The organism is Collinsella sp. AM29-10AC (assembly GCF_003469085.1).
Taxonomy (GTDB): domain Bacteria; phylum Actinomycetota; class Coriobacteriia; order Coriobacteriales; family Coriobacteriaceae; genus Collinsella.
On the sequence record NZ_QSKB01000032.1, the window covers coordinates 1 to 15,886 of the forward strand.

Sequence of the window (15,886 nt, forward strand, 5' to 3'; positions counted from 1 at the left end):
GTACATGTACGGATGAATGTGGGAGGTGTTCGGATAAAGTCGATAATCAAGGCTCTTCTGGCAGCCTGAGCCCATCTCGTTAGGGTGTCCCACACGACGCCCGAACTTGCTACAATGTCTGCGGCGCGGAACCAGCCTCCCGCGCCGCTTTTCTTTTTTGGCCACATGCCACCAAGGAGAACCTCCCCATGCACAATAAGCGCGTGCTCGTCGCCATGAGCGGCGGCGTCGATTCCAGCGTGACCGCGTATCTGCTCAAAAGTCAGGGTTACGAATGTGTCGGTGCCACCATGCGCCTCACCTGCCCCGCACCCGATCCCGTCACGGGCATGAGTAAGGTCGACCGCGACATCGCCGACGCGAAGGCCGTCGCCGAGCGCCTAGGCATTCCGCACCATGCGCTCGACCTGCAGCAGACCTTCGACCACAGCGTTATCGAGCTCTTTGTGAACGCCTACCAGGAAGGGCTGACGCCCAATCCGTGCATTATCTGCAACCGCCACATTAAGTTTGGCGCGCTGCTCGATGCGGCGCTGGACATGGGCTGCGACTACATCGCAACGGGACATTACGCCAAAACAAGCCAGGCGGCAGACGGCACCTGGCAGCTACATCGCGGCGAAGATCCCAAAAAGGACCAGAGTTACTTTTTGTATTCGCTCACGCAAGAGCGTCTGGCACGCACGATCTTTCCGCTGGCAGGCTTGGACAAAGAGCGCGACGTTCGCCGCATTGCCGCCGAGCAGGGCTTTATCAACGCCCAGAAAGCCGAGAGCGAGGATATCTGCTTTATCGCGGACGGCGACTACGCGGGCTATATCGAGCGCCGCTGCGGACATGCCGCCGAGCCGGGCGATATTGTATGGCGTGACGGCAGCGTGGTCGGACGTCACAGCGGCGCACTGCGCTATACCATCGGCCAGCGCAAGGGCCTGGGCGTCGCGATGGCGCACCCCGTGTACGTAACGGGCGTCGATGCCGCCAACAACATTGTGCATCTGGGCGAGGCCGAGGACCTGACGGCCACAGCGCTCACGGCCAACGACTGGATCTGGAGCGCCCCTGCCGACCGCATGGAGGCAGAGCTGGACGCCGACGGCATTCGCGTGGGCGCCAAATACCGCTACCGTCAAAAGGACCAGGCAGCGACCCTTGCACGTGGCGAAGACGGGCAAATGCTGCTAACTTTTGACGAGCCGCAGCGAGCCATCGCCCCCGGCCAGGCAGTCGTTGCCTACCGCGGCGACGTCGTCTTGGGCGGCGGCACCGTCACGGCAGCCATCAGGTAGCCCCATCCCCTTCATAAGTTGCGGTGAAATAGGGACTGTTTAAGCGTTTAAAACCGCCAAACAGTCCCTATTTCACCGCAACTTAGAGAGGACGGCCTCGGTCGGTACTGCTGTGTCAGCCGAGGCCGCTGCATCGTTAGCGCTGCACGTAGGCGCGGACGAGCTCGTAGGTGTTACGCACGCCGTCCATGTGGCTGCGCTCGTAGTTGTGGCTCGCGTACACGCCGGGGCCGATCAGGCCATGGCGAATGTCGTAGCCGGCCGAGAGCGTGGCCTCGACGTCGGAGCCGTAGTGCGGGTACACATCGATGGCGTAATCGAGCTCCAGCTCGCGCGCGATGTTGGACAGCGTGGTTACCAAGTCGTAGTTGTACGGACCACCCGAATCCTTGGCGCAAATCGACACCATGCGCTCGGTGCAGCCCAGGTCGTCGCCCACGCAGCCCATGTCCACGCTGATCATCTCGCGCGTGTCGGCCGGCACGAAAGCGCCGCCGTGGCCGACCTCCTCGTACACAGTAAAGAGCAGGGACACCTTGCGCGAGAGCGTCACCTCGCCAGCGGCGACGGCACGCGCCAAGCCCAGCAAAATGGAGGCCGACAGCTTGTCGTCCAAGAAGCGACTCTTGATGTAGCCGCTCTCCGTCACCGTGGTACGCGGATCCATAGCGATGATGTCGCCCGTCTGAATGCCCAGCTCAAGCACGTCATCCTTGCTGTCGACATTCTCGTCGAGCAGGATTTCCATGTTCTTCTCGATGGTCTTGACCGGCTCGTCGGCCACGTGCGCCGAAGGCTCGGTGTTGAGAACCACACCCGTGTACACATTGCCGTCACGCGTGTAGACGGTGCAGTTCTCGCCATCGGCCGTAGACCACTGGTGCCCACCAAGCGTCGTGGGACGCAGGCGGCCATTGTCCTTAATGGAGCGTACCATGGCGCCCAGGGTGTCGACATGGCTCGCCAAAACAAGCGGCTCGCCCTCGCCGCCAAGCTCAACCAGCACGTTGCCCTTATTGGAACGCTCAGGGCCAAAGCCCATATCACGCAGGGTCTCCTTTAGATAATCAGTCGCCGCACGGGTATAGCCCGTAGGCGAAGCAATAGAAGTCAGCGTCTTAAGCTGTCCCGCGATATAGGAGAGCGTCTCCTCTAGAGAAGCATCGATATTGGAACCCATATGCATCCTTCCAAATAAAACTAAGACCGAATCCCGATTTTAACCGTTCTACACGTGCAATGCCCTAGAAGCCGAGCCACCTCCAGACGTCCTCGCGCCGATTTTGCGCACGCGCACGGTTTAAAATCCGAATCTTGCATAAAGCTTTTCGATTTCTGCATAAAAATGAGGCATCTTCTTGCTTCGTCTCAGGGTACCCCACTTTGGACCGTGCAAAAAACGGAGTATTCAGCACCGTGGGCCCCAACGGCCCCATCACAAACGACAAAACGATGCGGTTACAGCAGTATTGCGGGTCGTCGCAAAGCAGAAACTCAGTAACAACCCCCTCCACTCATCGATAGCCCACCCACAATGGCTGTCGATGGGCGTCTGCGGGCCACTACGGGCCATTCAAAACGTTATGCATTTTTAAGAGCTTGCTGAATACTCCCAAAAATGCACGCTGGGAAGTGCGCCACCTATCCGCAGCGGGCGGTATGCCTTGGCTTTACCCATCTCGGGGCATCGACACGGCACAAAAAGCCCCGCCGCGCGTAGCGCGGCGGGGCCAGCGGCAAGTCAAAAGACTATATGCCTACGGGCGAAGGACCACCAAACGAGACTAGGCAGCCGGGCAGATCTTCTTGAAGAGCTCGATGACATCGTCGAGCGTCGCCTCGCGCGGGTTACCCGGGAAGCAGGCGTCGGCCATAGCGTCCTTGGCCAGAACCTCGATCTCGTCAGCCTTCATGGCCTCGCAGACGTGCGGGATGTTCACGTCGGCAGAGAGCTGCTTGACGGCGGCGATGGCGGCATCGGCGGCCTCGTCGGTGCTCATGCCCGTGGTGTCAACGCCCATGGCGACGGCGACCTTGGCCAGGCGCTCGGTGCAAACCGGCTTGTTGAACTCCATGGCGATCGGCAGCAGCATGGCGCAGGCGACACCGTGCGGGGTATCGTAGTGAGCGGACAGGGTGTGAGCCATGGCGTGGTCGATGCCCAGGCCGACATTGGAGAAGCCCATGCCGGCGACATACTGGCCAAGAGCCATGCCCTCGCGGCCAGAGCCGGGCTGGCCGGACTTGGCCTCGGCAACGGAGTCGCGCAGGTTCTCGCTGATCAGCTTAATAGCCTCAAAGTGGAACATGTCGGAGAGCTCCCAAGCGCCCTTGGTGGTGTAGCCCTCGATGGCGTGGGTCAGAGCGTCCATGCCAGTGGAAGCGGTCAGGCCGGCGGGCATGGAAGCCATCATGTCGGGGTCGACGACGGCGACCTCGGGGGCGTCGTTAGTGTCGACGCACACGAACTTGCGGACCTTCTCGGGGTCGGTGATGACGTAGTTGATGGTCACCTCGGCAGCGGTACCGGCGGTCGTCGGCACAGCGATGGTGAACACGGCGTGGTTCTTAGTGGGAGCAACGCCCTCGAGGCTGCGGACATCGGCGAACTCAGGGTTGTTGATGATGATGCCGATAGCCTTGGCGGTGTCCATGGAGGAGCCACCACCAATGGTCACGATAGCGTCAGCCTCGGCGGCCTTGAAGGCCTCGACGCCGTCCTTGACGTTCTGGATGGTGGGGTTGGGCTTAATCTCGGAGTAGAGGCTCCAAGCGATGCCGGCGGCGTCGAGCTCGTCGGTCACCTTAGCGGTAACGCCAAACTTGACCAGATCGGGGTCGGAGCAGACGAAGATCTTCTTGTAGCCACGACGCTGGAGCTCGCCGGGGATCTCCTTGATGGCGCCGGAACCATGGTAAGAAATGGTGTTGAGAACGAAACGATTAGCCATTGATAGCCTCCTATCGTGCGCGGGGCACCCGTTACGCCCCGCACTATAAGTCCCATCCTAACGCTTTTGAAACAAAAAACACGTGAGAACGTCAAATAGTTTAAAGCGCTTCAACATACTAACGGGGCCTTAGCCCTTCCCTCCCGACAGCAGCGAAGGCTAGATTATAGGAGCAATCGCCCAAAGAATACGACCAACTCAGTCTATAAATTGTTTCTGTTTTAGCAATATATGTTTGACAATACGTTTATAAAAGGATACTTTATAGTAAATAAAATGCATGCAGCAAATAGCGTCATTCATTTTGTTAGAAATTGCCCATGCGGTTATTGCAGCTGCATGTACCGCAACGTACAGCGCAATTCTCCGCACGAAGTAGAAGACGGTTCCAATTCGATCGAGGCGATGACGCGTGATGGCTACTGGTCCTAAATCGAGCAAGACGGCTACAAACGAATATCGAATCTCAATTGAAGGTAATCCTTATCCGCATACTCTGGCTCTCATCAACCCAGCGGGAGACAACCTCAACATCAAAAGACATGGGTTCACGGGTCCACTAGGACAGCTATCGAGTCTTAAATATACCGTTTATGACGATGCGAATGAAAAACTCTTCACTGTCGTCGACGGTGGCTTTAGCAACATGCCCAGGGTTGCGCTCATCATCGAACACAAGGAAGTTGCGGTGTTCGATTATGGTCTAAACAGACTTGAGATGAAGTGCGTAACGAACATACCGAATTACGCAATAAAAGGTAACTTCCTATTTGGAGATTACGATATATTCAGCCAACAGGAAGTGAAGCTATCTTCAGTTATCGTCCTTCAATGTGATAAACAATCGTGCTTTAGCATACAGGTTTTGGATAAAGCCGAATTAGCCGCCGCAATTGGAATACCTACAGCCATTGCCCTTCTTAGGGCTCGGATTGAAGAGCATCTCGAATAAATCGCAAAAAGCAGTTCGTAACAACATTCAGGAGCTAGATAGTTTTTCTGGCTCCTGAATGTTGTTACGAACATGCACCTTAGCGCTTAAGACTCGTGGTCTGCCAGTCAGCTACGATGCGGGCCCATTTCCTGTGCAAGTCGCGTTCGCGATCGATAAACATGATGGCAAACGCGATAAACAGCAGCATGCTCGCCACCGCAATGGCGTGCAGGCCTATGCGCTCAATACACCAGTTGCCCAGCACAGCGCCAAACACAAAGGTAAAGATCACGCCAAAGTACAGCAGGCCGTTTTCCAAAAAGCCGCGCTTGTGGGTGATGATGTAATCATCCACGTTTTGCAGCGCGTTGCGCAAGTTGCCGATGCACATGGTCGTGGCGATGCCGTGACCGTGGATCTTGCGGAAGCTCTCGACCTGCATGCCGCAGGCAAACGAAGTGAGGCAGTTGGCGAGCAGGTTGAAATCGCCACCGGGAATAAAACTCACGCCCAGCAAGATGACGGCTTCAAAGAACACCGTCACCTGGCGCCAGTGAATCACACTGCCAAACCGCTCGTGAACCAGGTCGGCAAGCATAATGCCCACGGCAAACGACACCACGGGGAAGAAATAGCGTCCCGCCAGCGCCCAGTTGCCCTCCGAGATGCTTACACCCACGAGCAGGATGTTGCCCGTCTGAGCGTTTGCGAAAACATGGTCGCGCCCTATGTACGAATAGACGTCCATAAAGCCACCGGCGAGCGCCAAGATGATGCCCAGCTCAATAGACTCCGATATCTGTTTGGCACGCTGCATCGTCGTGCATCCTCCTTGTTGACGACCCTCTCGTGCGTTGGCGGAAACATAGCCGCCGTTCATACTGTAACCCATTGACAACATGGCGCGCCCACGAGACGGGTCTCCCAATGCGCAGATACACAGTCTGGAAACAAACCGTGAGCGCGGCGCCACACCCGATGCCCGACGCCTCGTGTACTCCACCAGTCTTTTTAGCCCCGTCCCAAAAAGACTGGTTACAATTACGTGCAGCATACAAACACCGGGAGGGATCGTGGCAAAAAAGCCTCAGCACGCTCAGAACAACCAGCGCAGTCAGCAGGGCAAACAGGGCCAGCAGCAAAAGCGCGGCGGCAAGGCGCAGGGTGGGCACACCACTCATACTCCAGCAGCGCCCGCCCGCCCCTGGCGCCCGGGCCGCGATAAATTCCTCCCCGTCAGCCGCGCCGACATGGATGCGCGCGGCTGGGACCAGTGCGACTTTGTCTACATCTGCGGCGATGCCTACGTGGACCATCCGAGCTTTGGCATGGCCATCATCAGCCGCGTGCTCGACGCGCACGGCTACAAGGTAGGAATCATCTGCCAGCCCGACTGGACCGATCCCGCCAGCATCACGGTGCTCGGCGAGCCGCGCCTGGGCTTTTTGGTCAGCGCCGGCAACATGGACTCCATGGTCAACCACTATTCGGTGACCAAGCACCGCCGCCACACCGACGCCTATACTCCCGGTGGCGAGGAGGGGCACCGCCCCAATCGTGCCGTCACGGTCTACGGCAACCTCATCCGCCAGACGTTCAAGGACGTTCCCATCATCATCGGCGGCATCGAGGCAAGCCTGCGCCGTCTGGCCCACTACGACTACTGGCAGGACAAGCTCAAGCGTTCGGTGTTGCTCGACTCGGGCGCCGACATCCTCATCTACGGCATGGGCGAGCACGCGATTGTCGAGATCGCCGACGCGCTCGACGCGGGCCTGCCCGTCGACCAGATCACCTATATCAACGGCACCGTCTACCGCACGGGTTCGCTCGACGAGGTCTACGACTACGACCTGCTGCCCAGCTGGGACGACCTTGCCGCCGACAAGCTCAACTACGCGCGCAGCTTTAACGTGCAGCAGCAGAATATGGACCCCATCACCGGACATCGCCTGGTAGAACCCTACCCCAACAGCGTCTATGTGGTGCAGAACCCGCCGTCGGCGACGTTAACGACCGATGAGATGGACGAGGTGGCCGAGCTCCCCTACGCACGCGATTGGCATCCCGACTACGACGCGGCGGGCGGCGTACCGGCCTTTGCCGAGATCAAGTTTTCCATTAGCTCCAACCGCGGCTGTTTTGGCGAGTGCTCGTTTTGCGCCCTCACCTTCCACCAGGGCCGCGTGTTGCAGATGCGCAGCCACGATTCGATCATGCGCGAGGCCGAGCTGCTCACGCGCGATCCCGAGTTTAAGGGCTATATCAACGACGTGGGCGGACCGACGGCAAACTTTAGCCGTCCTGCCTGCGACAAACAGCTCAAGCACGGCGTGTGCAAGAACAAGCGCTGCCTGTGGCCGAGCGTGTGCAAGAACATGGTGGTCGACGAGAGCGGCTACACGCAGTTGTTGCGCGACCTGCGCCAGCTGCCGGGCGTCAAGAAGGTCTTCGTCCGCAGCGGCATCCGCTTTGACTACACCATGGCCGACGCCTCGGACGAGTTTTTGCGCGAGCTGCTGGAGCATCACGTCTCGGGCCAGCTGCGCGTAGCGCCCGAGCACGTGAGCGACGCGGTGCTCTCCGTGATGGGCAAGCCGAGCCGCGCCGTCTACGACGCGTTCTGCCGTAAATTTGAACGCCTGAACCGCGAATACGGACTCAAGCAGTATGTGGTGCCGTACCTGATCTCGAGCCACCCCGGCTCGACGATGAAGGAAGCTGTGGACCTGGCCGAAGCCGTGCGCGACATGGGCTACATGCCCGAGCAGGTGCAGGACTTCTACCCCACCCCGTCCACCATGTCGACCTGCATGTACTACACCGGCGTGGACCCACGCACCATGCAGCCGATCTACGTGGCACGCGACCCGCACGAGAAGGCCATGCAGCGTGCGCTCATCCAATACCGCAAGCCCGAGAACTACAAGCTCGTACGCGAGGCGCTGGAAAAAGCCGGCCGTCGCGACCTGATCGGCTACACCAAGCATTGCCTGATTCGCCCCGTGCCGCCACGCCCGGGCGAGACATCTGCTGGCGGGGGGCATGGCACCGGCAAGAAGGGCGGCAAGGCCCACGGCGGCGCTGGCGGTGCCGGCAAGGGACCCAAAGGCAGCAAGGGGCACGGCGGCATGTCGCGTGCACAGAACACTACCGGGCGCAATCGCGCGGCCCAGGGGCGTCAGGGCGCCAACGGAGGCGGGCGTCGCAACTAGGGCAGCGGTGCGCTCGCTGCGTCCATCCCACACGCGTGGCGCAGCGAGCGCATTGCCTCAACGAGGATGACGCCGGCGATAGCGACCGTGATTATCACGTCGAGCGGTGTGTTCACAAACCAGAGCAACGTCATGAGATACGACCCGGCATTAAAGGCAAAGTGCAGCAGAATCGTGTAGCGGAGCTTTCCGGTCGTCACGAGCACCCAACCAAAGATGAGGCCGGCGGCGCCCGCGTAGCAACCCTGCACCCAATTCATGTGCATAAAACCGAAGATCGCCGCCTGCAGCACAATCGCCGCGGCGATACCCCACGTACTTGGGGCCGCCCAGGGCACCATGGCGCCGCCCTGCGCGCTCACACGACGCCGGCGCTTCCAAAGTGGGCGGCACCGCGGATTAAACGCTCGGAGCGAAAACTCAAAAATAATGCCGCGCACCAGCAGCTCTTCACAAAATGGGGCGCCGAGCACCGTAGTCAGTACGGCCAGATAGCTGGTGTCGCCCATGCCTGTTTCCTCGACAAGCTCGCTGTAGTCGGCCGCGGCATCGGGCAACAGCGACAGCACGGCATCGGTCACGTAGCCAACGACCACCTGCAGGGCAAGGCCAATCACGATAACGCAGGCGATGCGCCTCCATGCTTTGCCTGCTCCCCCGCCAAGCGGGCGCTCGCCCTGCCAGCGCGTCATAAACGAGCGCGGCCACAGATAACGCCACCACAGCAGCGCCATCAAAAACGATGCCGTCTGCGCGACGGCCTGAAGCGATTGAATGTCGAGATCATCGATCGAAAAACCCATGAACACCGACGCGACGCCAAGGGCGGAGAACAAAACGATGCTCAGGGCAATATCGGCAGCGACGACGCCAAAACAGGCAAGCACCCAAATCATCGCATTGAGCATGCCAACCTCCTCAAAACCCGGCACTTAGGGACGCTCCTTAACTGCCGGCAGAAAAGGAACGTCCCCAAGTGCCGGCAGTTTGGGACAGTCATTGTTGATGAGAATCGGGCGCAGTGCCAAAAGCCCCGTTGGGCGAGATGTCGAACGGGAAGGTGCCGCAGCGATTGAACGCAGCGATAAACATGCGGATGGCGTTGGACGGCGTGGTGCCCACGAGCTGGGTTGCCGTCGCGAAGGCTGCCTTCTCCTCGGGCAAGACCTTCGCGACAACAGGGGTCATGTGTTCTGCCATGGCGCTTCCTTTTTGAAACGACGGTAGTGCGGATAGATGCGGGCCACGCGGCTGGGCGACGGGCCGTGAAGGCAACCCGATTGGCCCGCATCCGGAGTTTGTTTCTGCGGCGTTGGTATTACTTGGTATTCCTAAGTATTACCCCGCAGATAGAATACCACAACCGACTCTATGGGGACGGAGGAAAACGAATCATTTTGTTGTTGAGTCAGTATTTAGAGCGTGATGATGTCCGAGATATCGAGGGCCTGAGCATCGGCGACATCGTGCGTGGCAAGCAACAGCATACGGCCGTCGAGCAGGTCGAGCACAGCCTTGGCCGTCGCATCGCGCGCGGAGGCATCCAGGCCGGTAAAGGGCTCGTCCAGAATAACGGCACCGCCCGGGCACAGCAGGGCTCGAGCGATCTCGACGCGACGGCGCTGTCCGCCCGAAAGCTCGGCCACGCGAGCATGCACATCGATTCCCGGCACCAGCAGGCGCAGCAATGCCGCGGCGCTCGAAGCATCCACGCGTACATCGGCGCACACCAGCACGTTTTCCAGCGCCGAGGCGGACTCAACCAGGCGCGCATCCTGAAACACCATCGAGCACGGCGCGCACTCCCCCGCCGCCAACGAAAGCAGCGTCGACTTGCCCATGCCCGAAGCGCCCATCACACAGATACGCCCACCCGCAGGCACGTTGAGCACCAGTCTGTCGAGCGCCGGCGCCCACGGAGCGCGATCGCCCGCGGCAAGCGCAAGCTCCGCTGCAGCGCCATCGCTCGCAGCCCCCGCACGCCCGCGCAGTCCATGCCCATGCGCCCGCACGGCCGCGCGCCACGCCACGGGCCCCGAAACCCGCAGCAGCCACACCAGCACGCGCTCACACGCCCACGAGGCGGCAACGACCAACACGGTCCACGCCAGCAGATCTGCCGTCTCAATCAAAAGCTTTGCCTGATAGATGCGCTCACCCACGGTGCCCGTCGCCATGCCGATGAGCTCCGCCGCTACACCGGCCTTCCAGCTCATGCCGATGACCGCCTTCGCGCACGAAAGCACAAACGGCAGCACCTCACGCCAGGTGTGGGCGCAAAACAGTCGCCAGCCGCGCACGCCATGCAGACGGAACATCTGCTCCAGCGGTTTATTCACCTGTGCCAAGCCCTCGGCCAGCGAAAAATACACGCCCGGCAGCGCCATCAAAAAGACTGCCGCGATGCTCACGCGCGCCGACCCCAGCCAGATTAGCAACAGGACCACCACGCAGGCGACCGGTGTCGCCTTTACAAACGACAGCGCCAGAGCCACCAGGTGCGCAAACGCCCGCGAACGTGACGAAATCCCGGCAAGCACACCACCACACACCGCGGCAAGCGCCAGCCCGCCCAGTATCCGCGCGCCCGAGCCCGCCAAAATCGCCCAGGTACCGCCATCGCACATCAGGCGCAGCAGCGCCAAGGCAACAGCACCCGGCCCCGGCAAAATCAGCGGCTGCGCCACCAGCGCCGCCACCAGCATCCACGCGGCAAGCCAAAAGGCGGCGACGGCACCTACTGCCGCCACCGCCTTCATACGCTCTGTCATTTGTCGAGCAAACGCACGCACGGGCTACTCCATGTAGTAGAAATCGTCAGCCGGGAGCTTACCGCCCACGGCACTCGCGTCCGCATCGGCCAGCACCTGCAGGTACCCACCGAGCGCCGCCTTCATATCCTTGTCCGTCTGGCAGACAAGCATGCACCCGGGAATCGCTTTTTCGGCGATCTTGGCGTTGTCCACGATGCCGGCATCGACCACGGCCTGCGCCCAGTCTGCCGGCGCCGCATTGACAGCCTTAACGCTCGCCGCATGGCAGCTCAAGAACTCCGCCACGGCATCGGGATGTTCCTCGGCAAACGCGCGGCGCACCACGGTCACGCCCGTCAGCAGACGCGAGCCCGTGTCACCCGCCAGCTCGTCCCACACATCGGTCAGACTCACCGGTGCCGACAGCTTGCCCTCGCTCTTTGCGATGGCAGCGGTCTTGAACGGCTCGGGCAGCACGCCCACGGCGGACGGGTCGGCAAGCAGGGCCGACAGCACCTCGGTGGGCTCGCTCTTAAACTCGAGCGTCACCTGGCCGGTCAGGCCCGCGCGCTCCAGCAGGTAGTTCATGACGTACTCCGGCGTGGTGCCCTTGCCCGTCATATAGACGGTATGGCCCGCCAGATCGCCAAACGAGGTCACACTCGCGTCGCCCGTCACCACGCTCAGCACGCCGAGCGTATTGATGTCGATGACCTGCACCGCGCCCTCGGTCTTGTTGTAGAGCACACTCGCCACGTTGGCGGGCACCAAGGCGATATCGACATCGCCCTGAATGACCTTGGGCACGATTTCGTCGGCCGCGGCGCTGATCGCAAAGTCGAACTCGTTATCCGTCTCGCCACGCGCCGCCTGGTCCATAAACTGCACCAGACCGATCGACGTCGGTCCCTTGAGCGAGGCGACATGCACCTCGACCGGCTCGGCGGCAGCAGCACCCGCAGCGGCCGAGCCTGCAGCAGACCCAGCCACCGCGGCCCCGCCGCTGCAGCCAGCCAACGCAAGCGACAGCGCGCCCGCGACAAGCGCCGAGGCAAACCCTCGGCGCGAAAGCTCAAATTCAAACGCGCGCATCGTTAGCACATCCCTTCGTTAGGCATCGTCCAAGCGTGGTGGTCAGTGTGCAGCAACTCCTCGGTCAGCGGCGAGAGCGGCGCGCCCAAGAACTCGCGATAGCATGCCTGAACATCGGGATTCTCGTGCGAGAAGCGAATGTCCGCTGCCGCATCGAGGCCCCAAAGAACCTGGCCACGCTCTGCCGCCAGCTCGCAGCCGTCATGGATGGGCTGGCCACCGCCACCGACGCAGCCGCCCGGACACGCCATGACCTCGACGAAGTCATAGCTCGCACGGCCGTCGCGAATCGCATCGAGCAGGCGGGCGGCGTTGCCCAGCCCGTGCGCCACGGCGACGCGCACCTTGGTGCCATCGATATCGGCCACGGCTTCCTTCCAGCCGTCCAGGCCGCGCACGTCGGTAAAGAAGTCGGCGTCGGGGTTCTCGCCCGTCACCAGGTAATAGGCCGAGCGCACGGCGGCCTCCATCACGCCGCCCGTGGCGCCAAAGATCACACCCGCGCCCGTGCCAAAGCCCAGCGGCGTATCGAGCGGCTCCTCAACCAGCGTGTCCACGCTCACGTGGTTCGCGCGGATCATGCGCACCATCTCGCGTACCGTCAGCGCAACGTCAACGTCGGGCGCGCCGTCCTCGCCCACCATGCTCGGCAGCGCGCACTCGGCCTTCTTGGCCGTACACGGCATCACGGACACCACAAACAGGCGCTCGGGCTCCACGCCCAGCACCTTGGCGTAGTAGGTCTTGGCGATGGCGCCGAACATCTGCTGCGGCGACTTGGACGTGGACAGGCTGTCGACAAACTCCGGGTAGCGCGCCTTCACAAAGCGCACCCAGCCCGGGCAGCAGCTCGTGAACATGGGCCAGCCGCGGCTGTCGCCCTCGCCCTTGGCGGCGGCGCCCAGGCGCTCGAGCAGCTCGGAGCCCTCCTCCATAATGGTGAGGTCGGCCGAGAAATCAGTATCGAACACGTACTCAAAGCCCACACGACGCAGTGCGCAGGCCAGGCGCTCGACGGTGGCCTCCTCGCGCGGAATGCCGAGCTCCTCGCCCCAAGCGCTACGCACGGCCGGCGCGATCTGCACCAGCACGATCTTGTCGGGATCAGCGAGAGCGTCGAACACGGCCTCGGTGTCATCGCGCTCGCGCAGCGCGCCTGTCGGGCAATGCGTGATGCATTGACCGCACGCGACGCAATCGGTCTTGCCGATCGGCGCACGCCCGCGGGTGCCCACGGCGGTATGCGTGGCGCGGTTGGTCAGGTCCCAAATCCCTAAGCCCTGCACGCTCTCGCACACCTTGATGCAGCGCATGCATTTGATGCACTTGTCGTTATCGCGGATGATGGGGAAATCGAAGTCCCAGCCCTCGCGCGCCAAGTGCTTTTGATACGGCAGGTAGAAAATGCCCAGGTCGTTGGCGATGGTCTGCAGGTTGCAGTTACCGCTGCGCACGCAGCTCGCGCACTGCGCATCGTGCTGCGACAGCAGCAGCTGCACGTTGGTGCGACGAGCCTCGCGAGCCTTGGGGCTGTTGGTGTGGACCACCATGCCGTCGAGCACGTAGTTGTTGCAGGCGGCAACCAGCTGGTCGCAGCCTGCAACCTCGACCACGCACACGCGGCAGCCGCCGATCTCGTTCAGATCCCGCAGATAGCACAGGGTGGGAATCTGGATGCCGACGGACTTGGCTGCGTCCAGGATCGTGGTGCGCTCGGGCACCACGACTTCGCAGTTATCGATAATGAGCCTGACCATGTTGTGCGCTCCGTTTTCGGTGTTGTCGCTGACGGTGGGGTTGTTGAGCTCTACCATTCCAGGTTCCTCCCTCCGCGGAACGCACCAAAGCCAAAGTGGTCGCAGCGCAGGCAGCGGCTCGCCTCCTGGCGCGCCTCCTGCTCAGTAAGACCTTGCTCGACCAGATTCCAATCGTGAATGCGCTCGCCGGCCTCGCGCTCGCCCAGCTCGCAGCGGCCGCACTCATGCTTGCCCTTAAACTGGACGGTCGGCAGCTCGACCTCGAGTTTAATCTTGTGATCAAAGCCCAGGTAGCGGTCGATGTTTGCCGAGGCCACACGGCCAGCGTTGATGGCGCGGATGACGGTGGCGGGGCCGGTCTGGCAGTCGCCGCCGCTAAAGAGGCAATCAAAGATGGGCACGGCGCCGTCCGAGTCGGTGACGACGCAGCCCCACTTGCAGGCAATGCCCATCTCCTCAAACGGCTTGGAATCGATGTCCTGGCCAATGGCCACAAACACGTGCTCGCAGGGGATGACACGCTCGGGCGTAGCGGCGGCACGCGGGGCCGGGCGACCACGGCGGGGCTCGCCGATAATCTGCGGTTGCACGCGCAGGCCGCACACGCGACCGTCCTCGCCCGTCTCGATGGCGAGCGGGGCCGTCAGCTCCAGCACCTCGCAGCCCTCGGCCTGGGCGCCGGCGATCTCGGCGTCCTGGGCCGTCATGTCGCAGATGCGACGGCGGTAGACGATGCTCACCTTTTCGGCACCGCAGCGCACGGCAGAGCGGGCAACGTCCATGGCGACGTTGCCGCCACCGATGACGCATACGCGCTGGCCGCTCAGGTCGGGCAGCTCGTCGTCGCCGATGGCACGCAGCATCTTGACGGCCGACTCCACGCCGAGCGCCTCTTCGCCCGGAAGGCCGAGCTTCTTATCGCTGTGGGCGCCAATAGCCAGGTAGACGGCATCGAACTCGTCGCGCAGGCGGGCAAGCTCCTCGCCGTTGACGGAGTGGTCGAGTTCCACGTCGATGCCGGCGCTCAAGATCCAGTCGATCTCGGCCTGCAGGCGCTCGCGCGGCAGACGGTAGCTGGGAATGCCGTAGCGCAGCATCCCGCCCAGGTGGTGGCGCTGCTCAAAGATGGTCACCTTATGGCCCATCACGGCCAGGTAGTAGGCGCAGGAAAGACCGGCCGGGCCGCCGCCAATCACGGCGATGCGCTTGCCGGTGTTGTCGGCCACGCTGGGCTTGTAATCGTTGAGGTCGCTGTGCTCAACGGCAAAACGCTTGAGGGCGAGGATGTTCATGGGATCGTCGACCATGCCACGGCGGCAGTGCATCTCGCAGGGATGCTCGCACACCAGGCCGCAGACGAGCGGCAGCGGATTGTTCTTGCGGATGACCTTGACGGCGTCGGCATAGCGGCCGGCCTCGACCAGCGAAATGTACCCGGGAATGTCGACGTGCGCCGGGCAGCCCGAAACGCACGGGACGCGGGCCTCGCGGTCAAAGCCGCAGGAGTGCTCGCGGATGTGATGCTCAAAATCGTCGCGGAAGCCGCGAATGGCCGTGAGTGCCATGGCGCCAGCTTCGTAGCCGATGGCGCAGTCGCTCGAAAGGTAGATGGTGCGGGCGGTGCGCTCAATCAAGTTGAGCGTGGACTCGTCGGCGCGGCCCTCGAGCACATCGGCGAGCAGGTCGCTCAGCGCGCTCAGGCCCACGCGGCAGGGCGTGCACTTGCCGCAGCTCTGGGTGGAGCACAGATTGACGAGCGCTGCCGTAAACTCAACGGGGCACGGGGCGAGCGAACTCACCGCCAGACGGCGTCCGAGCGCATCGTGCAGGTCGTCCATGACGGCCTGAGCGTGGCTGCGTTCCATTACGTGCAGTCGAGCCATAAGATCCCCTCT

At 61.9% G+C, this 15,886-nt stretch carries 11 protein-coding genes and 1 pseudogene; 3 read left to right on the top strand and 9 right to left on the bottom strand.

What is annotated here, in order from left to right:
* Positions 1-185: 185 nt before the first annotated feature.
* Positions 186-1,289 (top strand): annotated as a pseudogene (gene mnmA, locus DW754_RS09515) (tRNA 2-thiouridine(34) synthase MnmA); the annotation flags it as partial.
* 136 nt (positions 1,290-1,425) lie between these two features.
* Here mnmA and DW754_RS09520 read toward each other — a convergent pair.
* Both DW754_RS09520 and fucO read right to left on the bottom strand, forming a co-directional pair.
* Positions 1,426-2,469 carry a M42 family metallopeptidase gene (locus DW754_RS09520; RefSeq protein WP_117759607.1) on the bottom strand — a complete coding sequence of 348 codons (1,044 nt, stop codon included), beginning with the start codon at positions 2,467-2,469 and terminating at the stop codon, positions 1,426-1,428.
* Positions 2,470-3,073: 604 nt separating this feature from the next.
* Complete coding sequence (gene fucO, locus DW754_RS09525; protein ID WP_117759609.1) at positions 3,074-4,240, bottom strand: lactaldehyde reductase; 1,167 nt, start codon at positions 4,238-4,240, stop codon at positions 3,074-3,076.
* Positions 4,241-4,655: 415 nt separating this feature from the next.
* On the opposite strand from fucO, the gene DW754_RS09530 reads away from it, so the two are divergent.
* Positions 4,656-5,192, top strand: a complete 537-nt coding sequence (locus tag DW754_RS09530; RefSeq protein ID WP_117757906.1) for a hypothetical protein — start codon at positions 4,656-4,658, stop codon at positions 5,190-5,192.
* A 79-nt stretch (positions 5,193-5,271) separates the two neighbouring features.
* Here DW754_RS09530 and DW754_RS09535 read toward each other — a convergent pair whose 3' ends face one another.
* Positions 5,272-5,991 carry a YoaK family protein gene (locus DW754_RS09535; protein WP_117759611.1) on the bottom strand — a complete coding sequence of 240 codons (720 nt, stop codon included), beginning with the start codon at positions 5,989-5,991 and terminating at the stop codon, positions 5,272-5,274.
* A gap of 256 nt (positions 5,992-6,247) precedes the next feature.
* On the opposite strand from DW754_RS09535, the gene DW754_RS09540 reads away from it, so the two are divergent.
* Entirely contained in the window at positions 6,248-8,389 is a 2,142-nt protein-coding gene (locus DW754_RS09540) for a YgiQ family radical SAM protein (RefSeq protein WP_233508928.1), read from the top strand.
* Here DW754_RS09540 and DW754_RS09545 read toward each other — a convergent pair.
* The 6 genes from DW754_RS09545 to DW754_RS09570 all read right to left on the bottom strand — a co-directional run bounded on the left by DW754_RS09545 (position 8,386) and on the right by DW754_RS09570 (position 15,874).
* Positions 8,386-9,321, bottom strand: a complete 936-nt coding sequence (locus tag DW754_RS09545; RefSeq protein ID WP_117759615.1) for a CPBP family intramembrane glutamic endopeptidase — start codon at positions 9,319-9,321, stop codon at positions 8,386-8,388. The two genes, DW754_RS09540 and DW754_RS09545, sit on opposite strands and share 4 nt — an antisense overlap.
* Before the next feature lie 64 nt (positions 9,322-9,385).
* Positions 9,386-9,589: a hypothetical protein gene (locus DW754_RS09550; protein ID WP_117759616.1), complete on the bottom strand. Its 204-nt coding sequence runs from the start codon at positions 9,587-9,589 to the stop codon at positions 9,386-9,388.
* A gap of 215 nt (positions 9,590-9,804) precedes the next feature.
* Positions 9,805-11,181: an ATP-binding cassette domain-containing protein gene (locus tag DW754_RS09555; RefSeq protein ID WP_147336393.1), complete on the bottom strand. Its 1,377-nt coding sequence runs from the start codon at positions 11,179-11,181 to the stop codon at positions 9,805-9,807.
* Between the two features lie 3 nt (positions 11,182-11,184).
* The gene (locus DW754_RS09560) at positions 11,185-12,234 is read right to left on the bottom strand and encodes an ABC transporter substrate-binding protein (protein WP_117759620.1); all 1,050 of its coding nucleotides are present in this window, start codon (positions 12,232-12,234) and stop codon (positions 11,185-11,187) included.
* Positions 12,235-12,236: 2 nt separating this feature from the next.
* Positions 12,237-13,991, bottom strand: a complete 1,755-nt coding sequence (locus DW754_RS09565; protein WP_199411488.1) for a [FeFe] hydrogenase, group A — start codon at positions 13,989-13,991, stop codon at positions 12,237-12,239.
* A 50-nt stretch (positions 13,992-14,041) separates the two neighbouring features.
* Positions 14,042-15,874, bottom strand: a complete 1,833-nt coding sequence (locus DW754_RS09570; RefSeq protein WP_117759624.1) for an NAD(P)-binding protein — start codon at positions 15,872-15,874, stop codon at positions 14,042-14,044.
* Positions 15,875-15,886: the final 12 nt, after the last annotated feature.